Source organism: Hymenobacter sp. J193, assembly GCF_024700075.1.
In the GTDB taxonomy this organism is placed as follows: Bacteria; Bacteroidota; Bacteroidia; order Cytophagales; family Hymenobacteraceae; genus Hymenobacter.
This window is the reverse complement of the sequence record NZ_JAJONE010000001.1, coordinates 4397459-4421924: the sequence shown is the minus strand read 5'-3', so window position 1 is coordinate 4421924 and position 24466 is coordinate 4397459. Positions and strand designations below refer to the sequence as shown.

General features: G+C 60.7%; 17 protein-coding genes and 2 pseudogenes. 9 read left to right on the top strand and 10 right to left on the bottom strand.

Annotated elements, in window-relative coordinates:
- Positions 1-93: 93 nt before the first annotated feature.
- The gene (locus LRS06_RS19275) at positions 94-570 is read left to right on the top strand and encodes a hypothetical protein (RefSeq protein WP_257873000.1); all 477 of its coding nucleotides are present in this window, start codon (positions 94-96) and stop codon (positions 568-570) included.
- A gap of 115 nt (positions 571-685) precedes the next feature.
- On the opposite strand, the gene LRS06_RS19270 is transcribed toward LRS06_RS19275, so the two are convergent.
- The 3 genes from LRS06_RS19270 to LRS06_RS19260 all read right to left on the bottom strand — a co-directional run bounded on the left by LRS06_RS19270 (position 686) and on the right by LRS06_RS19260 (position 4189).
- Complete coding sequence (locus LRS06_RS19270) at positions 686-856, bottom strand: hypothetical protein (protein ID WP_196954970.1); 171 nt, start codon at positions 854-856, stop codon at positions 686-688.
- A 673-nt stretch (positions 857-1529) separates the two neighbouring features.
- On the bottom strand, positions 1530-2117 hold the full coding sequence (locus LRS06_RS19265) for a helix-turn-helix domain-containing protein (RefSeq protein WP_257872999.1): 588 nt from the start codon (positions 2115-2117) through the stop codon (positions 1530-1532).
- Positions 2118-2434: 317 nt separating this feature from the next.
- Positions 2435-4189: a murein L,D-transpeptidase gene (locus LRS06_RS19260; protein ID WP_257872998.1), complete on the bottom strand. Its 1755-nt coding sequence runs from the start codon at positions 4187-4189 to the stop codon at positions 2435-2437.
- 276 nt (positions 4190-4465) lie between these two features.
- Here LRS06_RS19260 and LRS06_RS19255 point away from each other — a divergent pair, with 276 nt between their 5' ends.
- Together LRS06_RS19255 and LRS06_RS19250 are read left to right on the top strand one after the other, a co-directional pair.
- Entirely contained in the window at positions 4466-6343 is a 1878-nt protein-coding gene (locus LRS06_RS19255) for a M1 family metallopeptidase (RefSeq protein WP_257872997.1), read from the top strand.
- An 11-nt stretch (positions 6344-6354) separates the two neighbouring features.
- A complete protein-coding gene (locus LRS06_RS19250; RefSeq protein ID WP_257872996.1) occupies positions 6355-7296 on the top strand; it encodes a cyanophycinase in 942 nt (313 codons plus the stop codon).
- Between the two features lie 93 nt (positions 7297-7389).
- Here LRS06_RS19250 and LRS06_RS19245 read toward each other — a convergent pair whose 3' ends face one another.
- A complete protein-coding gene (locus LRS06_RS19245) occupies positions 7390-8406 on the bottom strand; it encodes an isoaspartyl peptidase/L-asparaginase family protein (RefSeq protein ID WP_257872995.1) in 1017 nt (338 codons plus the stop codon).
- Positions 8407-8552: 146 nt separating this feature from the next.
- On the opposite strand from LRS06_RS19245, the gene LRS06_RS19240 reads away from it, so the two are divergent.
- The 3 genes from LRS06_RS19240 to LRS06_RS19230 all read left to right on the top strand — a co-directional run bounded on the left by LRS06_RS19240 (position 8553) and on the right by LRS06_RS19230 (position 10782).
- Entirely contained in the window at positions 8553-8972 is a 420-nt protein-coding gene (locus tag LRS06_RS19240) for a DUF3127 domain-containing protein (RefSeq protein ID WP_196954964.1), read from the top strand.
- Positions 8973-9132: 160 nt separating this feature from the next.
- Positions 9133-10017, top strand: a complete 885-nt coding sequence (locus tag LRS06_RS19235) for an SDR family NAD(P)-dependent oxidoreductase (RefSeq protein WP_257872994.1) — start codon at positions 9133-9135, stop codon at positions 10015-10017.
- Positions 10018-10152: 135 nt separating this feature from the next.
- Entirely contained in the window at positions 10153-10782 is a 630-nt protein-coding gene (locus tag LRS06_RS19230; RefSeq protein ID WP_257872993.1) for an RNA-binding domain-containing protein, read from the top strand.
- Positions 10783-10790: 8 nt separating this feature from the next.
- Here the strand turns inward: LRS06_RS19230 and LRS06_RS19225 are convergent, their stop codons facing one another.
- Positions 10791-11228, bottom strand: a complete 438-nt coding sequence (locus LRS06_RS19225; RefSeq protein ID WP_257872992.1) for a hypothetical protein — start codon at positions 11226-11228, stop codon at positions 10791-10793.
- A 254-nt stretch (positions 11229-11482) separates the two neighbouring features.
- Positions 11483-12010 (bottom strand): DinB family protein, encoded by a 528-nt coding sequence (locus LRS06_RS19220; RefSeq protein WP_257872991.1) that lies wholly within the window; start codon positions 12008-12010, stop codon positions 11483-11485.
- Positions 12011-12077: 67 nt separating this feature from the next.
- On the opposite strand from LRS06_RS19220, the gene LRS06_RS19215 reads away from it, so the two are divergent.
- From LRS06_RS19215 to LRS06_RS19200, 3 genes and pseudogenes are all read left to right on the top strand, one after another.
- The gene (locus LRS06_RS19215; RefSeq protein ID WP_257872990.1) at positions 12078-12653 is read left to right on the top strand and encodes a YdcF family protein; all 576 of its coding nucleotides are present in this window, start codon (positions 12078-12080) and stop codon (positions 12651-12653) included.
- Positions 12654-12979: 326 nt separating this feature from the next.
- A pseudogene (locus LRS06_RS25620) lies at positions 12980-13078 on the top strand (YkvA family protein); the annotation flags it as partial.
- Between the two features lie 339 nt (positions 13079-13417).
- Positions 13418-15687: pseudogene (locus LRS06_RS19200) on the top strand (S46 family peptidase).
- A 183-nt stretch (positions 15688-15870) separates the two neighbouring features.
- On the opposite strand, the gene LRS06_RS19195 reads toward LRS06_RS19200, so the two are convergent.
- The 4 genes from LRS06_RS19195 to LRS06_RS19180 all read right to left on the bottom strand — a co-directional run bounded on the left by LRS06_RS19195 (position 15871) and on the right by LRS06_RS19180 (position 24317).
- Positions 15871-18399: an Ig-like domain-containing protein gene (locus LRS06_RS19195; RefSeq protein ID WP_257872986.1), complete on the bottom strand. Its 2529-nt coding sequence runs from the start codon at positions 18397-18399 to the stop codon at positions 15871-15873.
- Positions 18400-18464: 65 nt separating this feature from the next.
- Positions 18465-19460 carry an Ig-like domain-containing protein gene (locus tag LRS06_RS19190; RefSeq protein ID WP_257872985.1) on the bottom strand — a complete coding sequence of 332 codons (996 nt, stop codon included), beginning with the start codon at positions 19458-19460 and terminating at the stop codon, positions 18465-18467.
- A gap of 35 nt (positions 19461-19495) precedes the next feature.
- Positions 19496-22132 (bottom strand): glycosyl hydrolase family 18 protein, encoded by a 2637-nt coding sequence (locus tag LRS06_RS19185; protein WP_257872984.1) that lies wholly within the window; start codon positions 22130-22132, stop codon positions 19496-19498.
- A gap of 313 nt (positions 22133-22445) precedes the next feature.
- Entirely contained in the window at positions 22446-24317 is a 1872-nt protein-coding gene (locus LRS06_RS19180; RefSeq protein WP_257872983.1) for a beta-N-acetylhexosaminidase, read from the bottom strand.
- Positions 24318-24466: the final 149 nt, after the last annotated feature.

The window sequence follows — 24466 nt, the reverse complement described above, 5'->3', positions numbered from 1 at the left end:
TTGTCCGCACATAGTTGCTTGTTGTCAGTACCATGGTAGCATCTGACAACTATCAACGGACAACTAACTTTTAACTCGTTTACTCTGCTGACTATGGCGAAGAGCACATTGGCCGTACTGGAGGCCCTGCGCACCACTGCGCACCGTTTACAGACCGAAGCACCCTACCAGTGGGGGCATATGGGCAGCTGCAACTGCGGGCACCTGGCCCAGACGATTACGCACCTGACCAAGGCCGAAATCCACGCCCGTGCCCTGCAGCGCTACGGCGACTGGGAGCAGCAGCTCATTGACTACTGCCCTACCAGCGGCCGGCCCTTCGATGAAACTATCGACGAAATGCTGGCCCTGGGCTTCACCCGCACCGACCTTACTCACCTGGAGCGCCTGTCCGATCCTGTTATTCGGGCCGCCATTCCCTTCGAACGCCGCAACGCCCTGCGCCACAACCAGCGCGACGACGTGGTGCTGTACCTGCGTACCTGGGCGGCGCTGCTGGAGACCGAATGGGCTGCCACGCAGTCCCTGCCCGCCCTGCTGGCCGAGCCGGCTTTCATAGCTGCCTACTAGCTTAAGGCTGTACTATCTGCCTTAATGCCCTCACGCGAAAGCCCCGCCGGAACTGATCCGGCGGGGCTTTCGGCTATATGTAGCAGGCAGCCGGGATGCCCCCAGCCAAGGCTATTTAGTAGTTGACGTTGCTGCGCTGAGCTTCGCGGTACATTTCGGTGCGGTGCTTGCGCTTATAGGCGGCATCAGCATTGGGGTCCTTCTCCGCATCGGGAGCCTGTTCACAGGACGACAGAAACAAGGAAGCGCCGACGGCGGACAAGAGGAGCAGACGGAAATTTTTCATGCGCCAAAGGTAAGCACCGCCCGGCTTTTCGCCAAGCCTTTCGAAATAGCCTAAGGATGGAAGTTATTGTGGCCCGCTGACTTTCTTGCTATGCGGGGGCAGTACTTAGGGAGGCTTACAATCCGACATTTGTAAACACTAAAATAAGCTCGGCGCTAACAGGCTGCATCTGCTGCGACAATGCATAGAGTGTTTACTTTTGAAACAAAACAACTTCCGGTAGTAACTACCTGATCAGCTGTAACCGGAGAGCCAATTAGGTTAGCTTTGCAAATTTGCAGTTTTCCGGATCCAGCTCACTGTCAAAAAGCTTAGCAGGCCTCACACGTAACCCGTGCCATAAATCATTCGCAGCCGGATTGTATCTATATTACTCTTCTGAATTGCTATTCTAAAGCAAAAAACATCAACCCAAACATTACACTCACCTACATAATAATCTGATAAACATATCAGTAAATATCATCATAATCTTACTTAGCTAACAACAGTAACACTACTAACCAGTAGTACTATGCCCGCACTTTACGCTTCCAAATCGTCAGATAAAAATAGAAGGTTAGGTCCGGGTAAGGCTTCTTATAGAAGGCTGATAAAGGCTACTGACAAATTGCACTGGCTCAGCATAGCCTGTAAAACGCTGGCTAGATATTGCCTGAAAGCGGGAGGTCCGCTACTCAGGCTGGTAGGCGGAGAAAGTGCCGTCCTGGTAGAAGATAACTATACGTCGGATGACTTTATCCGGTTCAGCCAAAGCCGCTAAGGGCATATTGGCGAACTGCGTGTTAGGGGTGACCGATTCTGAGGCTGGTGCTGGAAGCGGTGCCGGGGAAGCGGGCATGCTGGCCATAGCAGCCGCGGGAGTTACAACAGGGGTAGCTGGCATTTCGGGGGCCGGTGTGGGAACCGCCGCAGGAGGTGCCGGCTCCGGCGCTGGTACCGGCACAACAGGAGCCATTACCGACTCGGGCGCAGTTGGCGCGCCTTGCCGGGACCGAGACACCGGTTTTTTGACTGGTTTTTCGGCGTCTACAGGCTTTTCATCTTCTTCGCCGGACCACATCGGGCCAACGCCTGAAAGCAGCCAGGGCATGGCTAAATCAGGAAAGGCAGCAATGACTTTCTGGATGACTTCCAGGCTCGGCTTGTTACGGCCGCTAAGGATGTGACTGACAATCGGGCGGCCTACCCCAATCAGGTCGGCAAACTGCGTGGGCGTAAGCTGCCGGGCGGCCAGTAAGGTCCGAATACGCTCTACCATATATCAACTGAAAGTAATGATTACAAATGTACGATCATTAACCATGCATCTACACTCCTTCCAAGGCTGAAGTGACCCCGGTAATTCTTGTTTACATATGTATTACAAATGAAAACCCTGATTACAATTGTAATACATATGTAAACAACACTCTCCTTCTACTCTCCATGCCTACTTATCATAAGGGCGGCCGTTATATCAGCTGGTGCTGACTATACTCTCTACCACGCAAAAGGCCGACCTCAGTAAATGAGGTCGGCCTTGCATGTCTCGGTGAAGTTCGGACGCCGGAAGAAGGCGCGCCGAAGCTTGGAAGGCTAATCGAAATACTCGCGTGCTAAGGCTTTGTCGTGGCCGTAGATGTCTTCGCGGAAGTGGACTTTGCCGGCTTCGTCCACCCAGGAGGTGAAGTATACGAGATACACAGGCAGCTTTTCGGGCAGGGCAACGTACTGTTCCTTGCCCTGAGAAATTATGTCCAGAATCTTGGCTTCATCGTAGCCGCTCTTGTTGCGCAGCAGGTACTGGGCCAGCTTAATCGGCTCCTCTACCCGCACACAGCCGTGCGAAAAGCCGCGCTTGGTTTGGTTGAACAACTCATCGTGGGGGGTGTCGTGCAGGTACACGTCATTGGAGTTGGGGAAAATAAACTTCACGTCGCCGAGGTCGTTTTTGGGCCCCGGGCGGCGGCGCAGGGTATACTTCCAGGTCTTCTCCGTAAGGTTGGCCCAGTCGATGGATGTAGGATCTACGGGGGTAGCTTTGGCGCCGGAGCCTTTCACTACTTCCATATCCAGGCGGTTCAGCGTACCCACCGGGTCGTTGCTGAGCCCACGGCGCATCTCCTTATCGATGATGCTGTAGGGTACATTCCAGTAAGGCGCCAGCACCACAAACTCCACCTTGTCGCTGAACACCGGGGTAGCGTTGAGGGCCTTGCCCACAATTACGCGCATGTTGAAAACCTCCTTGTTGTCTTCGATAACGTGGAGCTTGTAGTCAGGAATATTCACCATGAGGTAGCTCGGCTCAAAGCGCTTCGGAATCCAGCGCCACCGCTCCATGTTCAGGGTAATCTGCTCGATGCGGCTTTGCAGCGGCACGTTAAGCTGGCGTAAGGTTTCGCCCCCTACCACGCCGTCGGCCTTCAGACCATTCAGCTCCTGAAACTCCTTTACGGCTCCTACCAGCTCATCATCATACTTCGGGGCGGGAGCAGCGCCTGGAGTAGTCCCGTTGCCGCTGGTGTTATTCACGGCTACTGCCTTAGGAGCAGCCGGCGCAGGCTCGTTGAGCAGGCGCTGCCGGAGCAGCGCTACCGTGGGCGAGGCGTCGCCGGGCTTGAGCTTGGTGGTGGCGGGCAGCTGGGGCCAGCCGCCGTTGCGCTGCAGCTCGCGGTACTCGGCCAGGGCTTTTTTCAGCCGATCATACTCGGGGTGCAGGGGCTCAAACTCGTAATAAGGGTACGTGCTTTCGCGCTCCTTGAGGATGGTCATGAGCGCCTTATGCAACTTGATTTTGTTGCGCTTCACGTTCCAGTCGATGCTTTTTACCTCGCGCGGGTTCACCGTGCCCCGGTAAAAATCGGAAGCCCAGTTGAAATACGTGCCCGACAGCGCGACGTCAATCTGCTTTTCCAGCGCGTTGCGCCTGGTAGTATCCATCTGGGCCGCTTCCAACTCGGCAAACAGCTTATCGAAGTCCTTGATTTTGTAGTCTTTCGGATCAAGCCCCTCGTCGCCGGCCTTGTTGATGACGTTGAGCATGGTTTTGGCCTGCGGCACCAGCTCGTGGCCCCGGAACCAGCCCAGGCGGAAGTCCCGCTCCCGGTAGAATTTCTTGCCCCATTCCAGTTGGTCCTTGAACGCAGGTTCGGCCAGCATCTGGCGCACTACATACACACTGTCGAGCTTGGGCTGGGGGCCGCCGGGCTTACCGAGGGCGCCCGGCAGGGCTGCCTTCACCTTGTTCTGCTGATCCTGGCTGCAGGAGGCAGCTGAGGCCAGCAGCGTCAGGCAGAGAAGCCAGCTGAGCAGGGTGGAAAAAAATATAGAAGCAATCGGTGGTTTCATGAAGAAGGGCGGTGAAGAGCCATAAGGCTGGTAACTGGAAAACACCCGGCACTGGTTCAGGCTGTCAGCCCTGAACTGTTGAGCCGGCTGCGCGTTCTACTCTAAACGCCATCCGAGGGTTACCGGCCCGCCTGCGCGAGCCCCGACACCGTTGCGCAAGGTACACGTTTTCGCTGTTCCGGCCATTAGCAAAATGGCGGCGGGCCGGAAGGCTGTTTTGCTATATTTGCCCGCGTTGCTTTTGCCCCGCGCCCGCTGCTTTTTTTCGCCTCTCCTATGACTGTACCCGCCGCTGCTACGCCGCTCGTTTCCGACCCGCACAGCTATGCCCGCCCCGCCGAGGTGCGCGTCCGGCACCTTGCCCTCGACCTGACCGTGGACTTTGCCACCCGCACGCTAGCGGGTCAGGCTACCTGGGAGCTGGAGAAGAATAGCGAGGCCACTACGCTCTGGCTTGATACCCGCGACCTGCAAATTGATGCCGTGACCCTGGACGCACCCGCCGGGCCGGCTACCGGCTGGGAGCTGGCCCCCGCCGATGCCATCCTGGGCCAGGCCCTGCGCGTGCAGCTGGCGCCCGGTACCCAAAGCATCAGCGTGCGGTACCGCACCTCGCCGGGCGCGGCGGCCCTGCAATGGCTGACGCCGGAGCAGACGGCCGGCACGCAGCCGTTTCTCTTCACTCAGTCGCAGGCTATCCTGGCCCGCACTTGGCTGCCCTGCCAGGACTCGCCGGGGGTGCGCTTCACCTACGAGGCTACCGTGCGCGTGCCCTCCAGCCTGCTGGCCCTGATGAGTGCCGAGAATCCGCAGACGCGCAACGCCCTGGGCGAATATCATTTTCAAATGACGCAGCCCATTCCGGCTTACCTGATGGCGCTGGCCGTGGGCGACCTGGCTTTTGCTCCGCTCAGTGGCCGCACCGGCGTGTACGCCGAGCCAACAACGCTGCCCACAGCCACCAGCGAGTTTCAGGATCTGGAGTTGATGGTGTCCGCCGCCGAGGAACTGTACGGCCCTTACCGCTGGCAGCGGTATGATTTATTAGTACTGCCGCCTTCCTTTCCGTTTGGGGGCATGGAAAATCCACGTTTAACATTTGTAACGCCTACCATCCTGGCCGGTGACCGAAGCCTGACCAGCCTGGTAGCCCACGAGCTGGCTCATTCCTGGAGCGGCAACCTCGTGACCAACGCCACCTGGAACGACTTCTGGCTGAACGAAGGCTTCACGGTGTACTTCGAGCGGCGCATTATGGAGAAGCTCTACGGCCGCCCCTACGCCGACATGCTGCAGGCGCTGGGCAACACCGCCCTGCACCACACCCTGGCCGAGCTGGGCGAAACCTCCCCCGATACGCACCTGCGCCTGCACCTGGCCGGCCGCGACCCGGATGAGGGCCTCAACGAAATTGCCTATGAAAAGGGCGACTACCTCCTGCTCACCCTCGAGCACCTGGTGGGACGCCCCCGCCTCGATGCCTTTATTAAGGAGTACTTCACCCGCCACAGCTTCCAGTCGATGGACACCAGCTCCTTCCTGGCTTACCTGCGCCGAGAGCTGCTCGACCTGGAGCCCGGCCTCGAAGACCGGTTGCAGCTCATGGCCTGGATAGATCAGCCCGGCATCCCGGCCGTGGCACCGCCGGTGCAGTCGGAGCGGTTTGCGGCGGTGGAGGCGGCGCGGCGGGCCTGGCAGCAGGGCGCTCCGGCGGCCAGCCTGGCCACTGCCGACTGGAGCAGCCACGAGTGGGTGCATTTCCTGCAGGGCCTTCCCCCAAAAATCACGACTACGCAAGCGGCCGACCTGGACGCGGCGTTTGGGTTTACGGCATCCGGCAATTCCGAAATCCTGGCGGCGTGGTTTCCGCACGCGCTGGCCGCCGGCTACGCCCCTGCCAACGCCGCCCTCGAAAAATTTCTTTTCCGGGTAGGGCGGCGCAAGTTTCTGGTGCCGCTCTACAAGGCACTGCTGGCAACGCCCGACGGCCGCCGCCGGGCCCAGGCCGTATATGCGCAGGCCCGGCCCAACTACCCCTACCGTGGCTACCGGCACGCTCGACGCGCTGGTGGGGCTGCCGGCGTAGACCGCCCCGAGGTGGCGCGAACCTTGCTAGCACGCCGCTGGTTTCTTTCCATCGATTCTGACATTTGATAGTACCGCAGTTGAAAACACTTAAACCTCTCGGCAAGCTGATTGCCATCGGTGGCAACGAAGACAAAGGCACCTACTCCAGCGCCCGTGTGCGCAAAAAATATTACCTCAACTTTTTCGAGCTGGGCATCCTCAAGCGCGTCGTAACAGAATCCGGAAAAACGGACCCGCGCATTGAGGTGGTGACCACGGCATCGATGATTCCGGAGGAAGTGGGCGAAATCTACCGCTCGTCCTTTGCCATGCTCAACTGCCGCAACGTGGGCGTGATGGACATTCGCACGCCCGAAGACGCCCGGCAGCCCGAGTACCTGGAGCGCCTGCAGGCCTGCGACCTGATTATGTTCAGCGGCGGCAACCAGTCGCGGCTCAAGGAAATGTTTGGGGAAAGCGAGTTTCTCGACCGCCTCACCACCCGCTACCAGTCCGAGCCCAACTTCGTGATGGCCGGTACCAGCGCCGGTGCCATGGCCATGTCGCACAATATGATCCGGGGCGGCAGCGTGCCCGACGCCCTGCTGAAGGGAGCCGTGAAGATGGGACACGGCCTGAACTTACTCAGTAACGTGGTGATTGACACGCACTTCGTGAAGCGCGGGCGGTTCGGGCGCCTGATTGAGGCCGTGAGCCTGCACCCCAAGCTTATTGGTATTGGCCTGGGCGAGGACACCGGCATCCTCATTACCGACGGCAACCTTATCGAAACCATTGGCTCGAACCTGGTGATTATTATGGATGGCAACAACATTCGGCACAACAATGCGCCGGCCGCCAAAAAAGGCACCACTCTTTCCGTCGAGCACATGACAATGCACGTGCTGGCTAAAGGCAACGTGTATGATATGCAACAGCGCCAATTCTACGTAGACCGCGCCACCCATGACGCAGCCGTAACCGCCGCCACGGAAATCAGTGCATCCCCGGCCGCTACCCCACCCCCGGCCCTATCGTAGTCGACTTGTGGCTCCACAAAAAATGCGGGCTTTCCGGTGGGAAGCCCGCATTTTTTGTGCGCGTCGTTTTGCACACCTATATATAAGGAGTAGCTAGTCTCGGTAGATGCCCACGTACAGGGGCGCGGCAGCGGTACGGCTGGCGCGGTACATGCCCTCCGAGTTGAAGGGCAGCGCCACGTTGCCGGCCGCATCTACGGCCACCAGGCCGCCTTCCCCACCGATGGGCGCCAGCTTGTCGTGCACTACCACGCGGCAGGCTTCGGCCAGACTCAGCCCCCGGTACTCCATCAGGCAGCTGATATCGTGGGCCACCATGGCGCGCAGAAAAAACTCCCCGTGGCCGGTGCAGCTGATGGCGCAGGTACGGTCGTCGGCGAAGGTGCCAGCCCCGATGATGGGCGAGTCGCCGATGCGGGAGTAGCGCTTGTTGGTCATGCCGCCGGTGCTGGTAGCGGCGGCCAGGTGGCCCTGCGCGTCGCGGGCCACGGCGCCCACGGTGCCCATTTTCCTTTTGGGGTCTTCGCTCACGAAAGCTGCCGGCTCGGCTAGCGGGGCAGGCGTCGCGGGCGTTTCGCCGGGAACGGTAGCGTTGGGCAGGGCCTGGCTGTGGTCGAGGCGCATGCGGCCTTCGCGCAAGGCCTCCTGCAGCTGGTCGTAGCGGTGCTGGGTGAAAAAGTATTCTTCGGGCTGGGTAGCCAGGCCATACTCCCGGGCCAGTTCGTCGGCGCCGGGGTAAGCCAGCAGCACATGGTCGGTTTTCTCCATTACCAGGCGGGCAGCCCGGATGGGGTTCTGCACAGTGCGCACCCCGGCCACGGCCCCGGCGGCGCGGTTGCGGCCATCCATGAGGGCGGCATCCATTTCGTGGTGGCCTTCGTGGGTGAAGACGGCACCCCGGCCCGCATTAAACAAGGGGCAGTCTTCGAGGCTGCGCACAGCCAGCTCCACGGCATCGAGGGCGGAGCCGCCCCGCGCCAGCACGGCGTAGCCGATTTCCGTGGCCTCGCGCAGGGCCTGCTGGTAGGCCTGCTCTTTTTCCGGCGTCATGAGGGCGGGCGAAATGGTGCCGGCGCCGCCGTGCAGGGCCAGGGCAATAGGTGGAATCATCAGCAGGAAAAATCTTCGGAGGTAAGAGAAAACACAAAGCTAAGAAAGGCAGCCGACTGGCGGCCGAAAGGCAGTCGGCGCTAGCCTAACCGCGTTTTTTTTCGTAGGTTTGACATACTGTTTCACGCCCCAAACTATTCTCTCCTATGGCTTACGATGCTACCGGCCGCCTGCACGAAATCTTCGACGAACAGCAGGTGAGCGAGAAATTCCGCAAGCGCGAGTTCGTGCTGGAAGTTGTAGATGGCCAGTACCCTGAGCATATCAAGTTCCAACTGGTACAGGATAAAACTGCCCTCATCGACCAATACCGCGTCGGCGACGAGGTGAAGGTAACCTTCAACCTGCGCGGCCGCGGCTTCAATAAGAACGGCCAGATGCTGTACTTCACCAACCTGGAAGCCTGGAAAATTGACGCAGCCGCTGGCGGCGCCGCCGCACCTCAGGGTGGTGGCAGCTACCAGCAAGCCGCACCTCGTCCGGCTGCTGCCAATCAGAACCCCAGCCTGCGGGCCCAGCCCTCGGCGCCCATTGCTTCGGACGACGACAACGACCTGCCTTTCTAAGCAACAGCTTCGGAAGCAAACCAAGAAAAGAAATGCCGCCCTGCCTGGGGCGGCATTTTTGTTTGCTGCCCTGCCAAACTACAACACCGGGCAGCGGTTTACCCGTTTAAGTCTGAAGCGGCCAGTGCGGCTGCCTCTCCCCTTTTAGTTTTTTGTTCTGATGGCGGCCCCTGCCCCCGATTTTTCCATGCGCGGCAAAACCGTGCTGCTTACCGGCGCTACCGGCGGACTGGGTTCGGCCACGGCCCGGGAGCTGGCCCGCCGGGGCGCCCACCTGCTGCTTGTGGGCCGCAACCCGCAGAAGCTGGCCGCCACCCTGGCCGAGGTGCAGCAGGCCGGAGCTGCCGCGGGCGCCAGTGCCGAGGTGCTGGTGGCCGACCTGTCATTGCTGAGTGAGGTACAGCAGCTGGCCGAGGAAGTAACGCGCCGCCACGGGCACCTGGATGTGCTCATCAACAATGCCGGTATTATGGGTGGGAAGCACACCATCACGGCGGAAGGGCACGAGTTGAGCTGGGCAACCAACCACTTGGCGCCTTTCGTGCTTACCAACCACTTGCTGCCGCTCCTGCTGGCCGCACCCCAGGGGCGTATCATCAACGTGGCCTCGGAGGCGCACTGGCTGGGGCAGATTGAAGCCTCGCAGGAAGTTCGCAACGCCCGCAGCCGCTACAGCGGCATCACGGCTTACTGCGACTCCAAGCTGGCCAACATCCTGTTCACCAACGAGCTGGCGCATCGCCTCGACCTGACCAACATTACGGCTAACTGCCTGCACCCGGGCCTGGTAGATACGGGCCTGATGCACCCGGGCGCGCCCCGGTTGATGCGCACGTTGTGGTGGATGGCCAAGCCTTTGCTGGTGTCGCCGGAGCACGGGGCCCGCACCACGGTATACCTGGCCACGTCTCCGGAAGTAACTCGCGTAAGTGGGCAGTACTTTAAAAACAGCCGCCCCGGCCGCTTTGCCGAGCGCGCCGGCAACCGCGCCGAAGCCTTCCGCCTCTGGCGCATTTCGGCGGAGGAAACCGGGGTAGCGGGTTGAATGGCTATCTGATTAAATGATTTAGGGGCTATAAGTCCAAGCAAACGTAGAGCAAGCGGGAACAAAACACTGCCGCCATTTAGCCTAAAAACTCTTTAGCCATTCAACAAGACAACCACCCAGCCATTTAACCAGATGACAGAGTTGCAGGAACTGATCCGGCAGGGCGAGGGCGAGCGGCTGGAATTCAAGAAGCGCACCACCCACCCCACCCGCATTGCCCGCACGCTGGCCTCGCTGGCCAACACCCACGGCGGCCGGGTGCTGGTGGGGGTGGATGATGACGGCCGCATTGTGGGCGTGCGCGATGCCGAAGAGGAAATGTATCAGCTACGCGAAGCATCCCGCCACTTTATCGACCCACCGCTGGAACTGCGCTTCCGGGAGGTGGAGGAAGATGGCCGCGTGGTAGTGGTGGTGACGGTGCCCGAAAGCCAGGACAAGCCACACCGGGCCCAGGTGGCCGAGGGCGACTGGCGGGCCTACGTGCGGGTGCATGACGAAAGCGTGCAAACCAGTCAACTCACCGAAAAAGCTTTGGAGCGCCAGGAGCCCGCCGCCCCGCGGCTGGAGCGGCTGCCGCTCGACAAGGAGGAGCTGGCCGTGCTGGACTACCTGCGGCAGCACCCGCGCATCACGCTGGCGCAGTACATGAAGCTGCTGAATCTGGGCAAGCGCCGGGCCTTCCGCACCCTCATCAAACTCACGCTGCACGGCTACATCAAGCACCACGACAAGGAAAAAGAGGTGTACTATACGCTGTGAGTGGGCTGCTATATTTTAGCAGCTAACCACCATTTCATCGTAACCAGGTTTTCTCTTTCTACCTGGGTTAAATTACTTTTCTCAAGCGCTCCAAATGCCGCTTTAATTTCTGAACTGCCAAATGCAGACACAAGCCAAAGAGGCAATTGCTCAATACTCTTATTCCAGTTATTCAAGCACCTTTTGACAACGGAAGAAACCGATTGGATTGTGGCTGGTTTGCGTGCCGAAAGTATATTCCCAGCTATTTCCTGTTGGATAAAGGACACCTCCGTATCACTGCCTAATTCGAATACCTGAATAATACCTTCGACTACTATTTCATCTGGAACTGCGCGTAAAACGAAAAGCAATTGTCGTTCCCGTAGCTTACTTAAAGTCGGGTAGAGCGTTGCAGAAATAACTATTGCGTCTTTTAACTCTGCTGAATTTTCTGGTATTTTCATTAGGTCTAGCCATAAAAAAGCAGCCCGAATACCTTTCGATACTCGGGCTGCCGTGGTGCTACTCCTGCTTGCGGGCGCGGGCGACTTTTTTCTCGTCCTTGGCGGCTTTCTTTTCTTTTTCCGTCTTGGTTGACTCTTTCTTTTTCTCTTTGCGGGCGTCTTGGGCTTTGGCCATAGTAGTAGGAAGTAAAAGGAAGGTGTACGTGGGGGTTAACGCGCTTTTCGGCGCCAGTGTTGTGTTGCGGGCGGTTTGGCTACGCCAGCAGCGGCAGGTACCGCTCCTGCAGAATGCCCAGGTGGTGGGCTTCGTGGCCGGCCAAAATATACGCCATTGCCCGCACACTTACCGGGTTGTTGCTGGCCGTGCCGCGCCGCTCAAAGTCCTGGGGCCGCAACGATTCCAGCAAGCTCAGCGTGGCGGCGCGCACCGCGTCGTATTCGGTCAGGATGCTGCTTAGTGGCCGGTCGTCGGCGCCGGAGGCGGGCACGTAGTCGTTCTGCTCGAAGCCGGGCAGGGCCGTGGTGTCGCCGCGGGCGATGCGCAGGGCGCGGTAGGCGAAAATGCGCTCCGTATCGATCATGTGGACGAGGCTTTCCTTGATGCTCCACTTGCCGGGCGCGTAGCGCAGAAGGCTTTGCTCGTCGGTGAGTGAGGCCAGCAGCTGGCGCAGTTGGATGGGCTGCTCGCGCAGCTGGCGGAAGGGGTCCTCTACCAGGCGCACGTAGGTATGGTAGTACGGCGCGTATTCGTCGGCGGCGGGGCGGGCCAGGGGTGTGCTCATGGAGCGAAAGTACAGGAAAGCCGTAATTTTCGGGTGTCTTCCTCGCTTCTAAATTTCCCGCTTCCCTTTGGCCCTACGCACAACGAAACGCTGGCTCAGCCTTGGCCTGGGGTTGCTGGCTTGCTGGTTTCTGCTCCATACCGCCATTATCACGGTTGATGGCCTTACCGACACCAGCCGCCCCGCCGACTGTATGGTGGTACCGGGCAACACCGTCAACGCCGATGGTTCCTTATCACCCCGCTTGAAAGCCCGCCTCGATAAAGCCCTGGCATTATATAGAGCAGGAAGTAGCGCCACTATTTTCGTGAGCGGCGGCCTGGGCAAAGAAGGGCATTGGGAAGGCACCGTCATGCAGCGGTACCTCGTGCGCCAGGGGGTGCCGGCAGCCGCCATTATAGTCGATAACCAGGGCAACAACACGCTGGCGACGGCCCGCAACTTTGCTCAGTTGGCCCGGCAGCGCCGGTTTGGGTCGGCGCTGGTGGTGTCGCAGTTTTTCCACCTTTCCCGCACCAAGCTCATGCTACGGCGACAAGGTATACCAGTAGTATACGCTGCCCACGCCGATTACTACGAGTGGCGCGACGGATACGCTCTGATACGGGAGTTTCTGGCTTATTACGCCTACCTATTGGGCTAAGTGGCGCTTTCTACGACAACACGAGCCGAGCGTGGAGCGTACACCGGGCTCATCCCTAACTCCCTGCGCATATGGCTTCCATGCTCGACAAAGGCTTTTCCATTTCCAAAAACGCGCTGTTCAGCGTGTTCCTCAACCGCGCCGGCAAGCTGCTGGGCCGTCCCTTCAAGGTGGTGCTGGTGCTGAACGAAGTAGCCAACAAGCTGGCCAGCAAGGACAGCGGCGACAACAAATTCCGCCAGCTTTTCGATGTGGCCCGCACCGTGGTGCGCCTCGTGCGCAACTACGTGAGCGGCGACTACCGGCAAATTGACACCGGCACCATTGTGTCGGCGCTGGGCGTGCTGCTCTACACTCTCTCCCCCGTGGACTTAGTGCCAGACTTTATTCCGGTGGTAGGTTTTCTGGATGATCTGGCTTTGCTGAGCTGGTTTGTGGAGAAGTTTCAGGGTGAAATCACCCGCTTCCGGGAGTGGGAGAAAACCCACGCCGATGAGGAAACCGACGATATTCCGGCCGCTTCCCGCACCCCCAAAGCCTCCAACACCAACGCCCAGAACGGCCCCGCCGTGGCCGAGCTAGGCCATTCGTAAGTTGGCTTTTAGTTGTTCAACTGTGGACGTATGCCACGAAAAACCAAAACGCCCGGCCGATAATGGCCGGGCGTTTTGCGTTGAACAATCCTGCAAAAAAACCCATTTGCCAGCAGCCACCTAGGTATTTTTGCGTCCTGTTTTCCACCCACTCCCCTTTTTACGCCCCCAATGCTTCTTCGTAACCGGCTGGCTTTGCTGGCCCTCACTCTTGTAACGTCCTTCTCCGGCGCCCGCGCCGACGAGGGCATGTGGCTGCCGCTGCTGCTTAAGCAGCTCAACGAGGCCGACATGCAGAAAAAAGGCCTCAAGCTCACCGCCGAGCAGATTTACTCCGTCAACCAGGGCAGTTTGAAAGATGCCGTGGTGCAGTTTGGCGGCGGCTGCACCGGCGAAATCATCAGCGCCGAGGGCCTGCTGCTCACCAACCACCACTGTGGCTACGGCCAGATTCAGAGCCATTCGTCGGTGGAGAAAGACTACCTCACCAACGGCTACTGGGCCATGACGCGGGAGCAGGAGCTGCCCAACCCCGGCCTCACGGCTACTTTCATCGTGCGCATGGAGGACGTGACGGCGCAGGTGCTCACGGGCGTGCCCAGCACCGGCATCCTGGAAGCCCAGCGCGAGCTGCTGGTGCAGCAGAACATGCAGCGCGTAAGCCAAGCCGCCGTGCAGGGCACGCACTACCAGAGCTTTGTGCGGCCCATGTTCAACGGCAACGAGTACTATCTGTTCATAACGGAGGTATTCCAGGACGTGCGGCTGGTAGGCGCTCCGCCGAGCAGCATCGGCAAGTTTGGCGGCGACACCGACAACTGGGCCTGGCCCCGCCACACCGGCGACTTCAGCCTCTTCCGCATCTACGCCGGCCCCGACAACCGGCCCGCACCCTACTCCCCCAAAACAAGCCCTTCAAGCCCCGCCACCACCTGCCCATTTCCCTGGCGGGCGTGCAGCCCGGTGACTTCACGCTGGTGTTCGGCTTCCCGGGCCGCACCAACGAGTACCTCACCAGCTGGGGCGTGGATGAAACCTACTCCGTGTCGAACCCAGCTAAAATAAAGGTGCGCGACGCCAAGCTGAAGGTGCTGGCCGCCGACATGCAGTCGTCCGACAAGGTGCGCATTCAGTACGCGGCTAAGTACGCCAGCCTGGCCAACTACTGGAAGAAGTGGATAGGCGAAAACCGGGGCCTGCGCAAGCTCGATGCCGTGCGCGTGAAGCAGCAGCAGGAGCAGCAGTTTCAGCTGTGGGCCGAAGGCGGCGACGACGCGCGTAAGGCGGCCTTTGCGGGTCTACTGCCCGAGTTGCAAAAAAACTATGCCACCGGCCGCGACTACACCCTGGCCCGCGACTACGTGACGGAAGCCGCCTTGGGCGTGGAGCTGCTCAGCTACGCCAACTCCCTGCTGCCGCTGCTGGACCTCATCGACAAGAAGGTCCCGGTCAGCGAGCTGACGGCTGCCGTGGAGAAAGCCCAGAAAGGCACCACTGGCTTCTTCCGCAACTACAGCGCCCCCACCGACCAGAAAGTAGCCGCCGCCCTGCTCCCGCTCTACGCCGAGGGCACTCCCCCGGCCCTGCTGCCGCCCGCCGTGCAAACCCTGCGGCAGCAGCACCCCACCTCCGCCAGCTGGGCCGGGTATGTGGCGCAGCTCTACGGGAAGTCGCGCCTGACCTCGGAGGCTGGCGCCCAGGCCGTGCTGGCCGAAGTAGCCCAGGGCAAAGCCGACGCCCTGCGCCAGGACCCGGCCGTGCAGCTGGCCTCGGCCATTATCAGTACCTACCGCCAGCAGGTGCTGCCCACGTATACTAAGGCTACGGAAAGCATTGCCCTTCTCCAGCGCACCTACGTGGCGGGCCTGCGCCTGCAGCAGCCCCAGCGTAAGTTCTACCCCGATGCCAACTCCACCCTGCGCGTGGCCTACGGGCAAGTAGCCGGCTACCAGCCCGCCGACGGCACCCGCTACGAGTTCTACACCACCCTCGACGGCATCATGGAAAAAGCCGACCCCACCAACCCCGAGTTTGAGGTGCCGGCCCGGTTGGCCGAGCTCTACCGCAACAAGGATTTCGGCCCCTACGCCTACAAGGGCACCGTGCCCGTGGCCTTCATTGCTACCAACCATACCACGGGCGGCAACAGCGGCTCGCCCGTCATCAACGGGCGCGGGGAACTGATTGGCACCAACTTCGACCGCAACTGGGAGGGTACCATGTCCGACATCATGTACGACCCCGACCGGGTGCGCAACATCACCCTCGACGTGCGCTACATGCTGTTCGTAGTGGATAAGTTTGCCGGTGCCGGCCACCTGGTCAAGGAAATGACGCTGGTAGGCAGCTCCACTGAATCCTCTCGCTCCGCCACGGAGGGCAAAGTGAAGAAGGTGAAAGTAAAGCAGAAGCGAACCAAGGCTGAGGAAACAGAGGTTTAACAGAGTAGTGTATATAGTAGTGTATATATAAGAGAAGCCGACCTTAATAAAAGGGTCGGCTTCTCTTATGCAATTGACTGAGTTCGGATGTTGCCCTACACGCGTCGCCCAGGCTTTTCTCTGCCGGAATAACAAAAAGGGAGTCCCCGAGAGGACTCCCTTTTCTCATGTAGTCACAGACGGTTAGTTGTTCACGATTTTCTGGGTGAAGGTGCTGCCGCCGGCTTTTACTTTCAGCAGCAGCAGCCCTTTCGGCAGATTGGGCAGCACCAGTTGCAGGCGCTTATCCCCCCGATAGGAGTAAGAAGTCGTCTGTCCGCTGGTGTTTACTACCTCCACCGTCACCTCGGGGTAATAGGCATCCAGCTCAAGCGTCAGCCGGCCGCCCTGGGTAGGATTGGGGTAGATGGAAACGCCCAGGGTGGGTTTGGTAGTAGCGGTGATGGTGCGGGCACCGGCGCAGGGGCCGACAAGCTGCCAGGCACAGTACTGGCAGCTCTGCGTGAGCGGGTCCTCGTTCTGGGTCCACCACTTGGCCTGGTAGACGTTGCCCGAGCGGCTGGCCTGCTGGCCCACCGTGTACACGCCCGTGGCCGTCCACGCCGCCACGCTGCAGCTGCCCGTGCTGCCCGTTACCGTCACGCTCACGGCTGCCGACGTCGTTACCGCTCCTTGGTTGTCGGTGGCCTTGGCCGTAATCGAGTAGCTGCCCGCGGCTACGCCGGTCCAAGTGTAAGAGTACGGCGCACTCGTATCCGTGCCCAGCAGCGTGGTGCCCCGGTAGAACTCCACTTTGCTGACCGTGCCGTTGGCATCGGCCGCGTTGGCAGTAATCGTAATCGAAGCCGGGGCCGTGAACGTCGCGCCGCTCGTGGGCGAGGTCAGGCTCACCGTCGGCGGCGTGTTCGTGGTGGTCACCGAGGAGAAGGTGAGCCAGTTCACGTTCGTGCCCGTCGAGGCCGAGGCAAACAGGCGCAGCGTCTGCGTACCGGCCGGCAGGCTCACGTTCGTGCTCAGGGTCTGCCAGTTCTGCCAGCCGCCCGTGTTGCCCACGTTCACGCTTCCGAGCACCGTGCCGGCGCTGTTGCGCAGCTGAAGCGTGGCCCCGCCGTTGGCCGAGGCGACCCGAAGGTCCAGCTTGTAGGTGCCGGCCGTGGCCACACTCACGTAGTAGTCGAGCCAGTCGCCCGTCTCGTACCAGGCCACGTTCTGGCCCCCGCCCGTGTCGGTGGTCGTCTCGGTCTGGATGCCCAGCATGGCCGTGTAAGCTTCGGCTTCGATCTTGCCCGGTATGGCTTTGGCCACCGGCGTGCTGCCCGTCACCGTCACGCTCACCGCCCCGGAAGTCGTCACCGCCCCTTGGTTGTCCGTGGCACGAGCCGTAATCGAGTACGTGCCTGCTCCTACCCCCGTCCAGGTGTAGCTGTAGGGCGAAGACGTATCTGTACCGAGCAAGGTCGTGCCCTGGTAGAAGGCCACGCTGCTCACCGTGCCGTTGGCATCGGCCGCATTAGCGTTGATCGTAATGCTGGCCGGAGCCGGGAAGCTGGCCCCACTCGCCGGTGAGGTCAAACTCACCGTTGGCGGCGTGTTCGTGGTATTGCCCAGGGTGCTGAAGAAGTTGTAGGCGTTGGTGGCAAACGGATAATTCTGGGTTTTGTCCCAGTTGACGGACCACGTCATGATGCCCCGCAGATTGGGGTACGTGGTATTGAGTACGTACTGCCCGCCGTAGCTGATGCCTTTCACTAGGTAGTTCAGGGCCTTGGTCACGTCGGCCGGCGTTACGTACCCACCGGCGGGGGCGGCCCCGTTGCCGGTAGCCGGCAAGCCAAAGGCCACCTGATCCTGGCGCAGAGCGGGGAAAAAGTTGGCCGAGTTGCGAGCCACCGGGAAGCCCTTAAGCAGCATATCCGTCATGGACACGATGAAGTCGGCCGTGCCCTGCCCATAGATTTTATCATCCAGCGCGTTCTGGGAACCGGTGTTGTAGTACTGCACGTGCACAAACGTGAGGATGTCGCGCAGCCCGTACAGCACCGGCAGGTAACCCCCGAACGCCGTGCCGTAGTTGCCGTAGCCGCCCTGCACGTACTGCACTTCCGGGGCCGAGGTCAGCCAGAAATCCTTGCCCTGCCCGCGGAAAAACGCGGTCAGCTCCCGGGAAGCCGTAACTAGGTTGTTGATCTTGGGCGTGGTGGAGCTTTTGAAGTTGGTGTCGCCGGAGTTGAGAATCACCGAGGTGCCTTCCAGGTCAATGTCAAACCCATCAAAGCCGTATTCGGTGATGATGGCTTTCATCGACGTCACGAACTTGTCCTTGTCGGCGGTGGTGTGCAGCTCCACGGGGGCATCGGCCCCGCCAATGGAAATCTGCACGCGGCGGCCCTGGCTTTGCAAGGTGCGCATGTCGGCAATGAACTCGGCTTTGGATTGCATGACCGGGGCGAAGGTCATGGTCATGTCGCCGTAAGCCACGGGCACCGCAAAGGAAATGTTGATGACATTATAGCGCGAATCCACGTCGCGCAGGCGAATGTAGGGGGCCGAGGCATTGTTCCAGTTGTGGAAGTAGCCCACGATTACCCGGCTCTGGGCCAGGGACGCGAAGCTAAGACACATCAGGCCGCACAGGGAAGCCAGGAAAAAGCTCCAGGCACGGGCGCGCCGACTCATGAGCCGCCGGGACGGAGGGAGTTTGGTTGTGTTCATAACGGTTGTGGAAAGTGGTGGAAGAAAAATAAGGGGAGTCCCATCCGGAACTCCCCCACGCGTGACTACTGCTTGCTGAGCCGCTTGGTGAACGTCCGGCCATCGGCCTGCACCTGCAGCAGGAATACCCCATTGGGCAGGCTGGGCAGGCGGAGCGTGATGGTGCGGGCGTGCTCGTAAGAAGCGCGGTGGCTGCGACGACCCGTCAGGTCCAGCAGCACCAGCTCCACGTGCTCGTAGGTGGCTCCCAGCTCTACCGTCAGCAGCTCCCCGCTCACCACCGGGTTTGGATACACTTTCACGGCCTCGTCCGACTTAGCGGTAGCCGCGGCGGTGATGGTACGGGCACTGGTGCAGGGACCTATCAGCTTCCACGCGCAGTCCGTGCAGCTAGCCGTCAGCGGGTCCTCCCCTTGCGTCCACCACTTGGCCTGGTAGACGTTGCCCGAGCGGCTGGCCTGCTGGCCCACCGTGTAGACGCCCGTGGCCGTCCACGCCGCCACGCTGCAGCTGCCCGTGCTGCCCGTTACCGTCACGCTCACGGCTGCCGACGTCGTTACCGCTCCTTGGTTGTCGGTGGCCTTGGCCGTAATCGAGTAGCTGCCCGCGGCTACGCCGGTCCAAGTGTAAGAGTACGGCGCACTCGTATCCGTGCCCAGCAGCGTGGTGCCCCGGTAGAACTCCACCTTGCTGACCGTGCCGTTGGCATCGGCCGCGTTGGCAGTAATCGTAATCGAAGCCGGGGCCGTGAACGTCGCGCCGCTCGTGGGCGAGGTCAGGCTCACCGTCGGCGGCGTGTTCGTGGTGGTCACCGAGGAGAAGGTGAGCCAGTTCACGTTCGTGCCCGTCGAGGCCGAGGCAAACAGGCGCAGCGTCTGCGTACCGGCCGGCAGGCTCACGTTCGTGCTCAGGGTCTGCCAGTTCTGCCAGCCGCCCGTGTTGCCCACGTTCACGCTTCCGAGCACCGTGCCGGCGCTGTTGCGCAGCTGAAGCGTGGCCCCGCCGTTGGCCGAGGCTACGCGGAAGCCCACAGTGTATTGCCCAGCCGTGGTCACGTTCACGGCGTAGTCGAGCCAGTCGCCCGTCTCGTACCAGGCTACGTTGATGCCTCCCCCGTGTCGGTCGTGGTTTCCGTCTGGATGCCCAGCATGGCCGAGAAGCTTTCGGCCTGAATGGTGCCGGGAATGGTCTGACCAACGGGAGCGGCCGTTACCGTCACACTCACGGCCGAGGAGGTGGTTACCGCCCCGGCGTTATCGGTGGCGCGGGCCGTGATGGAGTAGGTGCCCGCGGCTATGCCAGTCCAGGTGTAAGAGTAGGGCGAGGACGTGTCCGTGCCCAGCAAGGTGGTGCCATTGTAGAAGGCTACGCTGCTCACCGTGCCGTTGGCATCGGCGGCAGTGGCGTTAAGCGTAATGGAAGCCGGAGCCGTGAACGTTGCGCCGCTCGTGGGCGAGGTCAGGCTGACGGTGGGCGGGGTGTTGGTGGTCACGGCCGTGAAGCTGAGCCAGTTCACGTTCGTGCCCGTGGAAGCGGAGGCGTAGAGGCGCAGGGTCTGCACCCCAGCCGGTAGCGTGACCGTGGTAGTTTGCGTCTGCCAGCTCTGCCAGCCGCCCGTGTTGCCTACGTTCACCGAGCCCAGGACCGTGCCGGCGCTGTTGCGCAGCTGCAGGGTAGCCCCGCCGTTGGCCGAGGCCACGCGGATGCCCACGCTGTACTGGCCCGCAGCGGCCACGTTGACCGAGTAGTCGAGCCAGTCGCCGGTTTCGTACCAGTCCACGTTCTGGCCCCCGCCCGTGTCGGTCGTGGTTTCCTTGTCCGTGCCCTGCTGGGCCGTGTAGCTCTCGGCCTGAATCGTGCCCGGAATGGCCTGCGCCGTGGGGGCTGACGTAACCGTGACACTAACGGCCGCCGAAGTCGTCACCGCTCCCGCGTTATCCGTGGCTTTGGCCGTCAGGGAGTACGTACCTGCTGCTACCCCCGTCCAGGAGTAGGAATACGGTGCACTCGTATCCGTGCCCAGCAGCGTGGTGCCCCGGTAGAACTCCACCTTGCTGACCGTGCCGTTGGCATCCGCAGCATTAGCGTTGATCGTAATGCTGGCCGGAGCCGTGAAGCTGGCCCCACTCGCCGGTGAGGTCAAACTCACCGTCGGTGGCGTGTTTGTCGTTGTTGTACCGGAGGCAAATACTTCGTTCAGCTTGTTTACCAGCGGAGCCTTGGTGCTGGCGCTGTACACGAGCTTGCCGCCGTAGGTAACCGGATTCACGGCCAGGTCCAGCCAGTCGCCGCTGGCCGTCCAGACGATGACGCCGGCCAGCTGCTGGTCTTTCACGTACTGAGCCTTCAGCCCTACCGACCGCTCATTATCGTAGCTCAGAAAATAGGTACCGTTGGTTTTGTAGGGCACTTTCGCGTTGTCGTCCCAGTATTCCGTCCAGCTGGCGGTTTGGGCCACAATGGCCTGGTAGTTGGGCGTACCGTCCCACACATCTTTGGGCCAGTTGGCGAAATCGGCGCTGGTCATCACCGCGCCATCGGGGCTCACGGTTTCGGCGCGCTTTACGGTGGGTGCATTTAGGGCAGCCGGACCGTTGGTTACCACGCCGCGGCCGTAGAAGGCCACGCCCAGGTTCACTTTGTTGAGCGGAATACCGGCCGCTTTGATACCTTGGGTTGTAGCATCCAGGGAGAAACTGGCAAACTCGGCATTGGGGTAGTCAAACAGCGGCGAGTTGTGTCCGGCCTTGTTCGACCAGCCGCCGTTGTAGTCGTAGGTCATGAAGTTGAAGTAGTCCATCGAGCGGCTCAGGCGCGCCCAGTCGAACTGCACAAACTTGGAAGGCACGGCCGTGAAAGCCGACGTAATGAGCTTATTGGGCCCTATTGCCGCCCGGATATCCTCCACCAGCACGGCGAAGTTGGGGTAGTCCTGGGGCTGGCCGGTGAAGTTCATGCCAGCCTGACCGGGGTACTCCCAGTCCAGATCGATACCGTCGAAACCCAGAGCTATCAGCTTCTGGCAGTCGCTCACGAAGCGGGCCCGCTTGATGGGGTCGGCAGCCATTTCGCCGAAGTGCTTGCCCATGCTCCAGCCCCCGATGGAGGCCATTACCTTTACGCCCTGCTGATGGGCCAGGTCGATGAGGCCGAGCTTGCCGTTCTGCTTGTGAATGGCCAGCGGAAAGGCCCCAGTAGCGCCGGTGTTCACGTTCGACCAGCCCCCGGTGGCGTTGCGGTAGCCCAGGGAGTAGGCGTAGCTGCCATCAGAAATGTACTGGATGATGTCCAGCTCGCCCTGCAGCAGGTACAAATCCCAGCTGCTGTAGGTATCGGTGTTGACGAGCGGAGCGGGCTGCTGCACGGAGCCGGGCTGGGCAATGTTGGGGTTGCGGTAGTCGCCGCTATGGATGGAGCCATCCACGGCCACCCCGAAAAAGGAGAAGTTCAGAATCGTGTACTGGGAGTAGTCCACGTTCAGCTGGTTGAGGCTGCCCTTAGGAATCAAGCCCGGAATATCCTTCCAGGGCCCCCACTGCGTGAGGTAGCCGATTATCTGCTTGTTGTGGTCGGTGCGTTTCTTGAGCACCGGGGGACTCACCTGGGCCGGGCTGAGGCCGGGCAGCAGCACCAGGGCCAGGGCCAGCAGCGCCAGCAGGCGCTTTTTCTTGACGCGCGCGGAGAGCAGGCGGCGCCGGGCTTCTGCGCACAGAAGCGAGGAAAGGTGTTTCATAGCTGTGAATTGGTTAATGGTGGAACCAAAAATTTCAGCAGCAGTGAAGGCAGACGTTGGGAATTCCCCCTTTGCTGTCACACTGAGCAATTACGCGTGAGTGGGCCGGTTGCGGGAGGGCAATAGAGTGCCGGGACACCGCACAGGCAGCATCGGGGAAGGGCAACCGGGAAAGATGCAAAGGGGGTGCAAAGCGGCTTTGGGAGCCGTGAGCTAACAGCACATGGCCATTAGCAATGGGGTGAAGCGGTTGTGGAAAAGAGGGACGGAGGACGGAGAAATTGGTAGAACACAGCAGCTAACGAGCCACTAGCTACTTGATCAGCAGCTCGGCGGGCGGGCTTTTACGCCCATTGGCGGTGACGGTGACGGCCCGCACCAGCAGGCGCTTGTTTAGGGGCACGGCCAGGGGCTTGGTGTAAAGCTTGGTGGTTTCATCGGGCAGGTGGCCGTCGAGGGTGTAGCGAATCTGGGCGCCGGGTACCAGCGTACGAAGCGTGAGCATGGCTTTGTCGCCCTGCTTTACTACACTGGCGCTGTCGAGGCCCAGGGGCTCAGGCACGCGATAGTTGACCTTCTTGGCGTCGAGGCGGGCAAACTGCCGGCCCATGCGGGGCAGGAAATCGGAGTAGCTTTTGCGGGCAGCGGGCATCCAGGCTACTTCCGAAACGGCCAGCAGGCGCGGAAACAGCATGTACTCGGCTGCGGCCGGCGTGGTAATATACTCCGTCCACATGTTGGCCTGGGGCCCCAGCACGTGCTTCTGCTGCTCGGGCGTGAGTTCCTTGGGCAGCGGGTTGTAGTTGTAAATGACGTCCAGCGGAATGTAGCCCCCAATCATCAGCGGCTCGTAGGGGCTGTGGGGCTGCGCGCTCTGCCCGTAGTTGATATATAAATGGGTAGTAGGCGACATCACCACATCGTGGCCCATTTTGGCGGCTTCAATGCCGCCTTTTTCGCCCCGCCAGCTCATTACGGTGGCGCTGGGCGCAATGCCGCCTTCCAGGATTTCGTCCCAGCCGATGAGCTTCTTACCCTTGCTGGCCAAAAACTTCTCGATGCGACGGTTAAACCAGCCCTGCACCTTCTCCACGTCGGTGAAGCCTTCCTTTTTCATGATTGCCTGCACGGCGGCGCTTTCCTTCCAGCGGGTTTTAGGCGCTTCGTCGCCGCCGATGTGCACGTAGGGACCCGGAAACAGCGTCACCACTTCCGCCAACACGTCCTCGAAAAAGCGAAATGTGGGCTCCGTAGGGCATACTATATCCTCGTTCACGCCCCACATCGTCCAGGTTTCATAGGTACCAGGCTTGCAGGCAAGCTCCGGATATGCCGCCAGGATGGCCACCGAGTGGCCCGGCATCTCAATTTCCGGCACGATGGTGACGTAGCGCTTCTGGGCGTAGGCCACCACGTCGCGAACCTGGTCCTGGGTGTAGAAGCCACCGTAGGGCGTGGCGTCGTACTTGAAGTCGGCCGGGGTTTTGAACAGCTGCTGGGCGCCGATGATGGTTTCCTTGCGGAAGGCGCTTACCTGCGTGAGCTTGGGGTATTTCTTGATTTCGATGCGCCAGCCCTGGTCATCGGTCAGGTGCCAGTGAAAGGTATTCAACTTGTAGGCGGCCAGGAAGTCAATATACTTCTTCACGAACTCAACCGGGAAGAAGTGCCGGCTCACATCGAGCATGGCGCCGCGCCACCGGAAGGCGGGCTCATCGGTGATGCGCACGTAGGGCACGCTGGCGGTGGCTGCCGGCCGGGCCGGCAGCAGCTGCAGAAAGGTCTGGGTGCCGTAGAACAGCCCCGGGCCACCGGCGGCCGTAATACGCACACCGGTTTTATCGACATTCAGTTGGTAGCCCTCGGGCACCGGGCCGGGCGCTGTCGTGAGGGCAATGTGTGCCCCTGCCCGGGTGGTGGTAAGCGTAACGGTTTTGCCCGTAGCGGTGAGCATATCCTTCAGCAAACCCGCCACGTTCAGCGCTTCCTTGCCAGTTGCATAGATGCTTACTTTCTGGGGCAGGCTGTACGTGGCGGCGTAGGCTTTCACCTCACGGGGCAAAGGCACCAGCCCCAGGCTTTGGGCCGGAACTTCCGCCAGCTGAGCCTGAACCGGGGCACCCAGGAAGATCTGAAGGGCCAGGATGCCGCCAAGCCAGCTGGTACAGGAAACGTTGAAGCGCATAAACGGTGGGTTGGATGTAAGAGGAAGCAAGTAAAGAAAAGTACGTGTGGTAAGTTATCATGCCGAGCACAGCCGGGTAGCGTTTCCCACGCCAGCCTCCGCAAAATCCCCATTTTGCGGAATGAGTACCCCTTACCTTACTGCCAGCC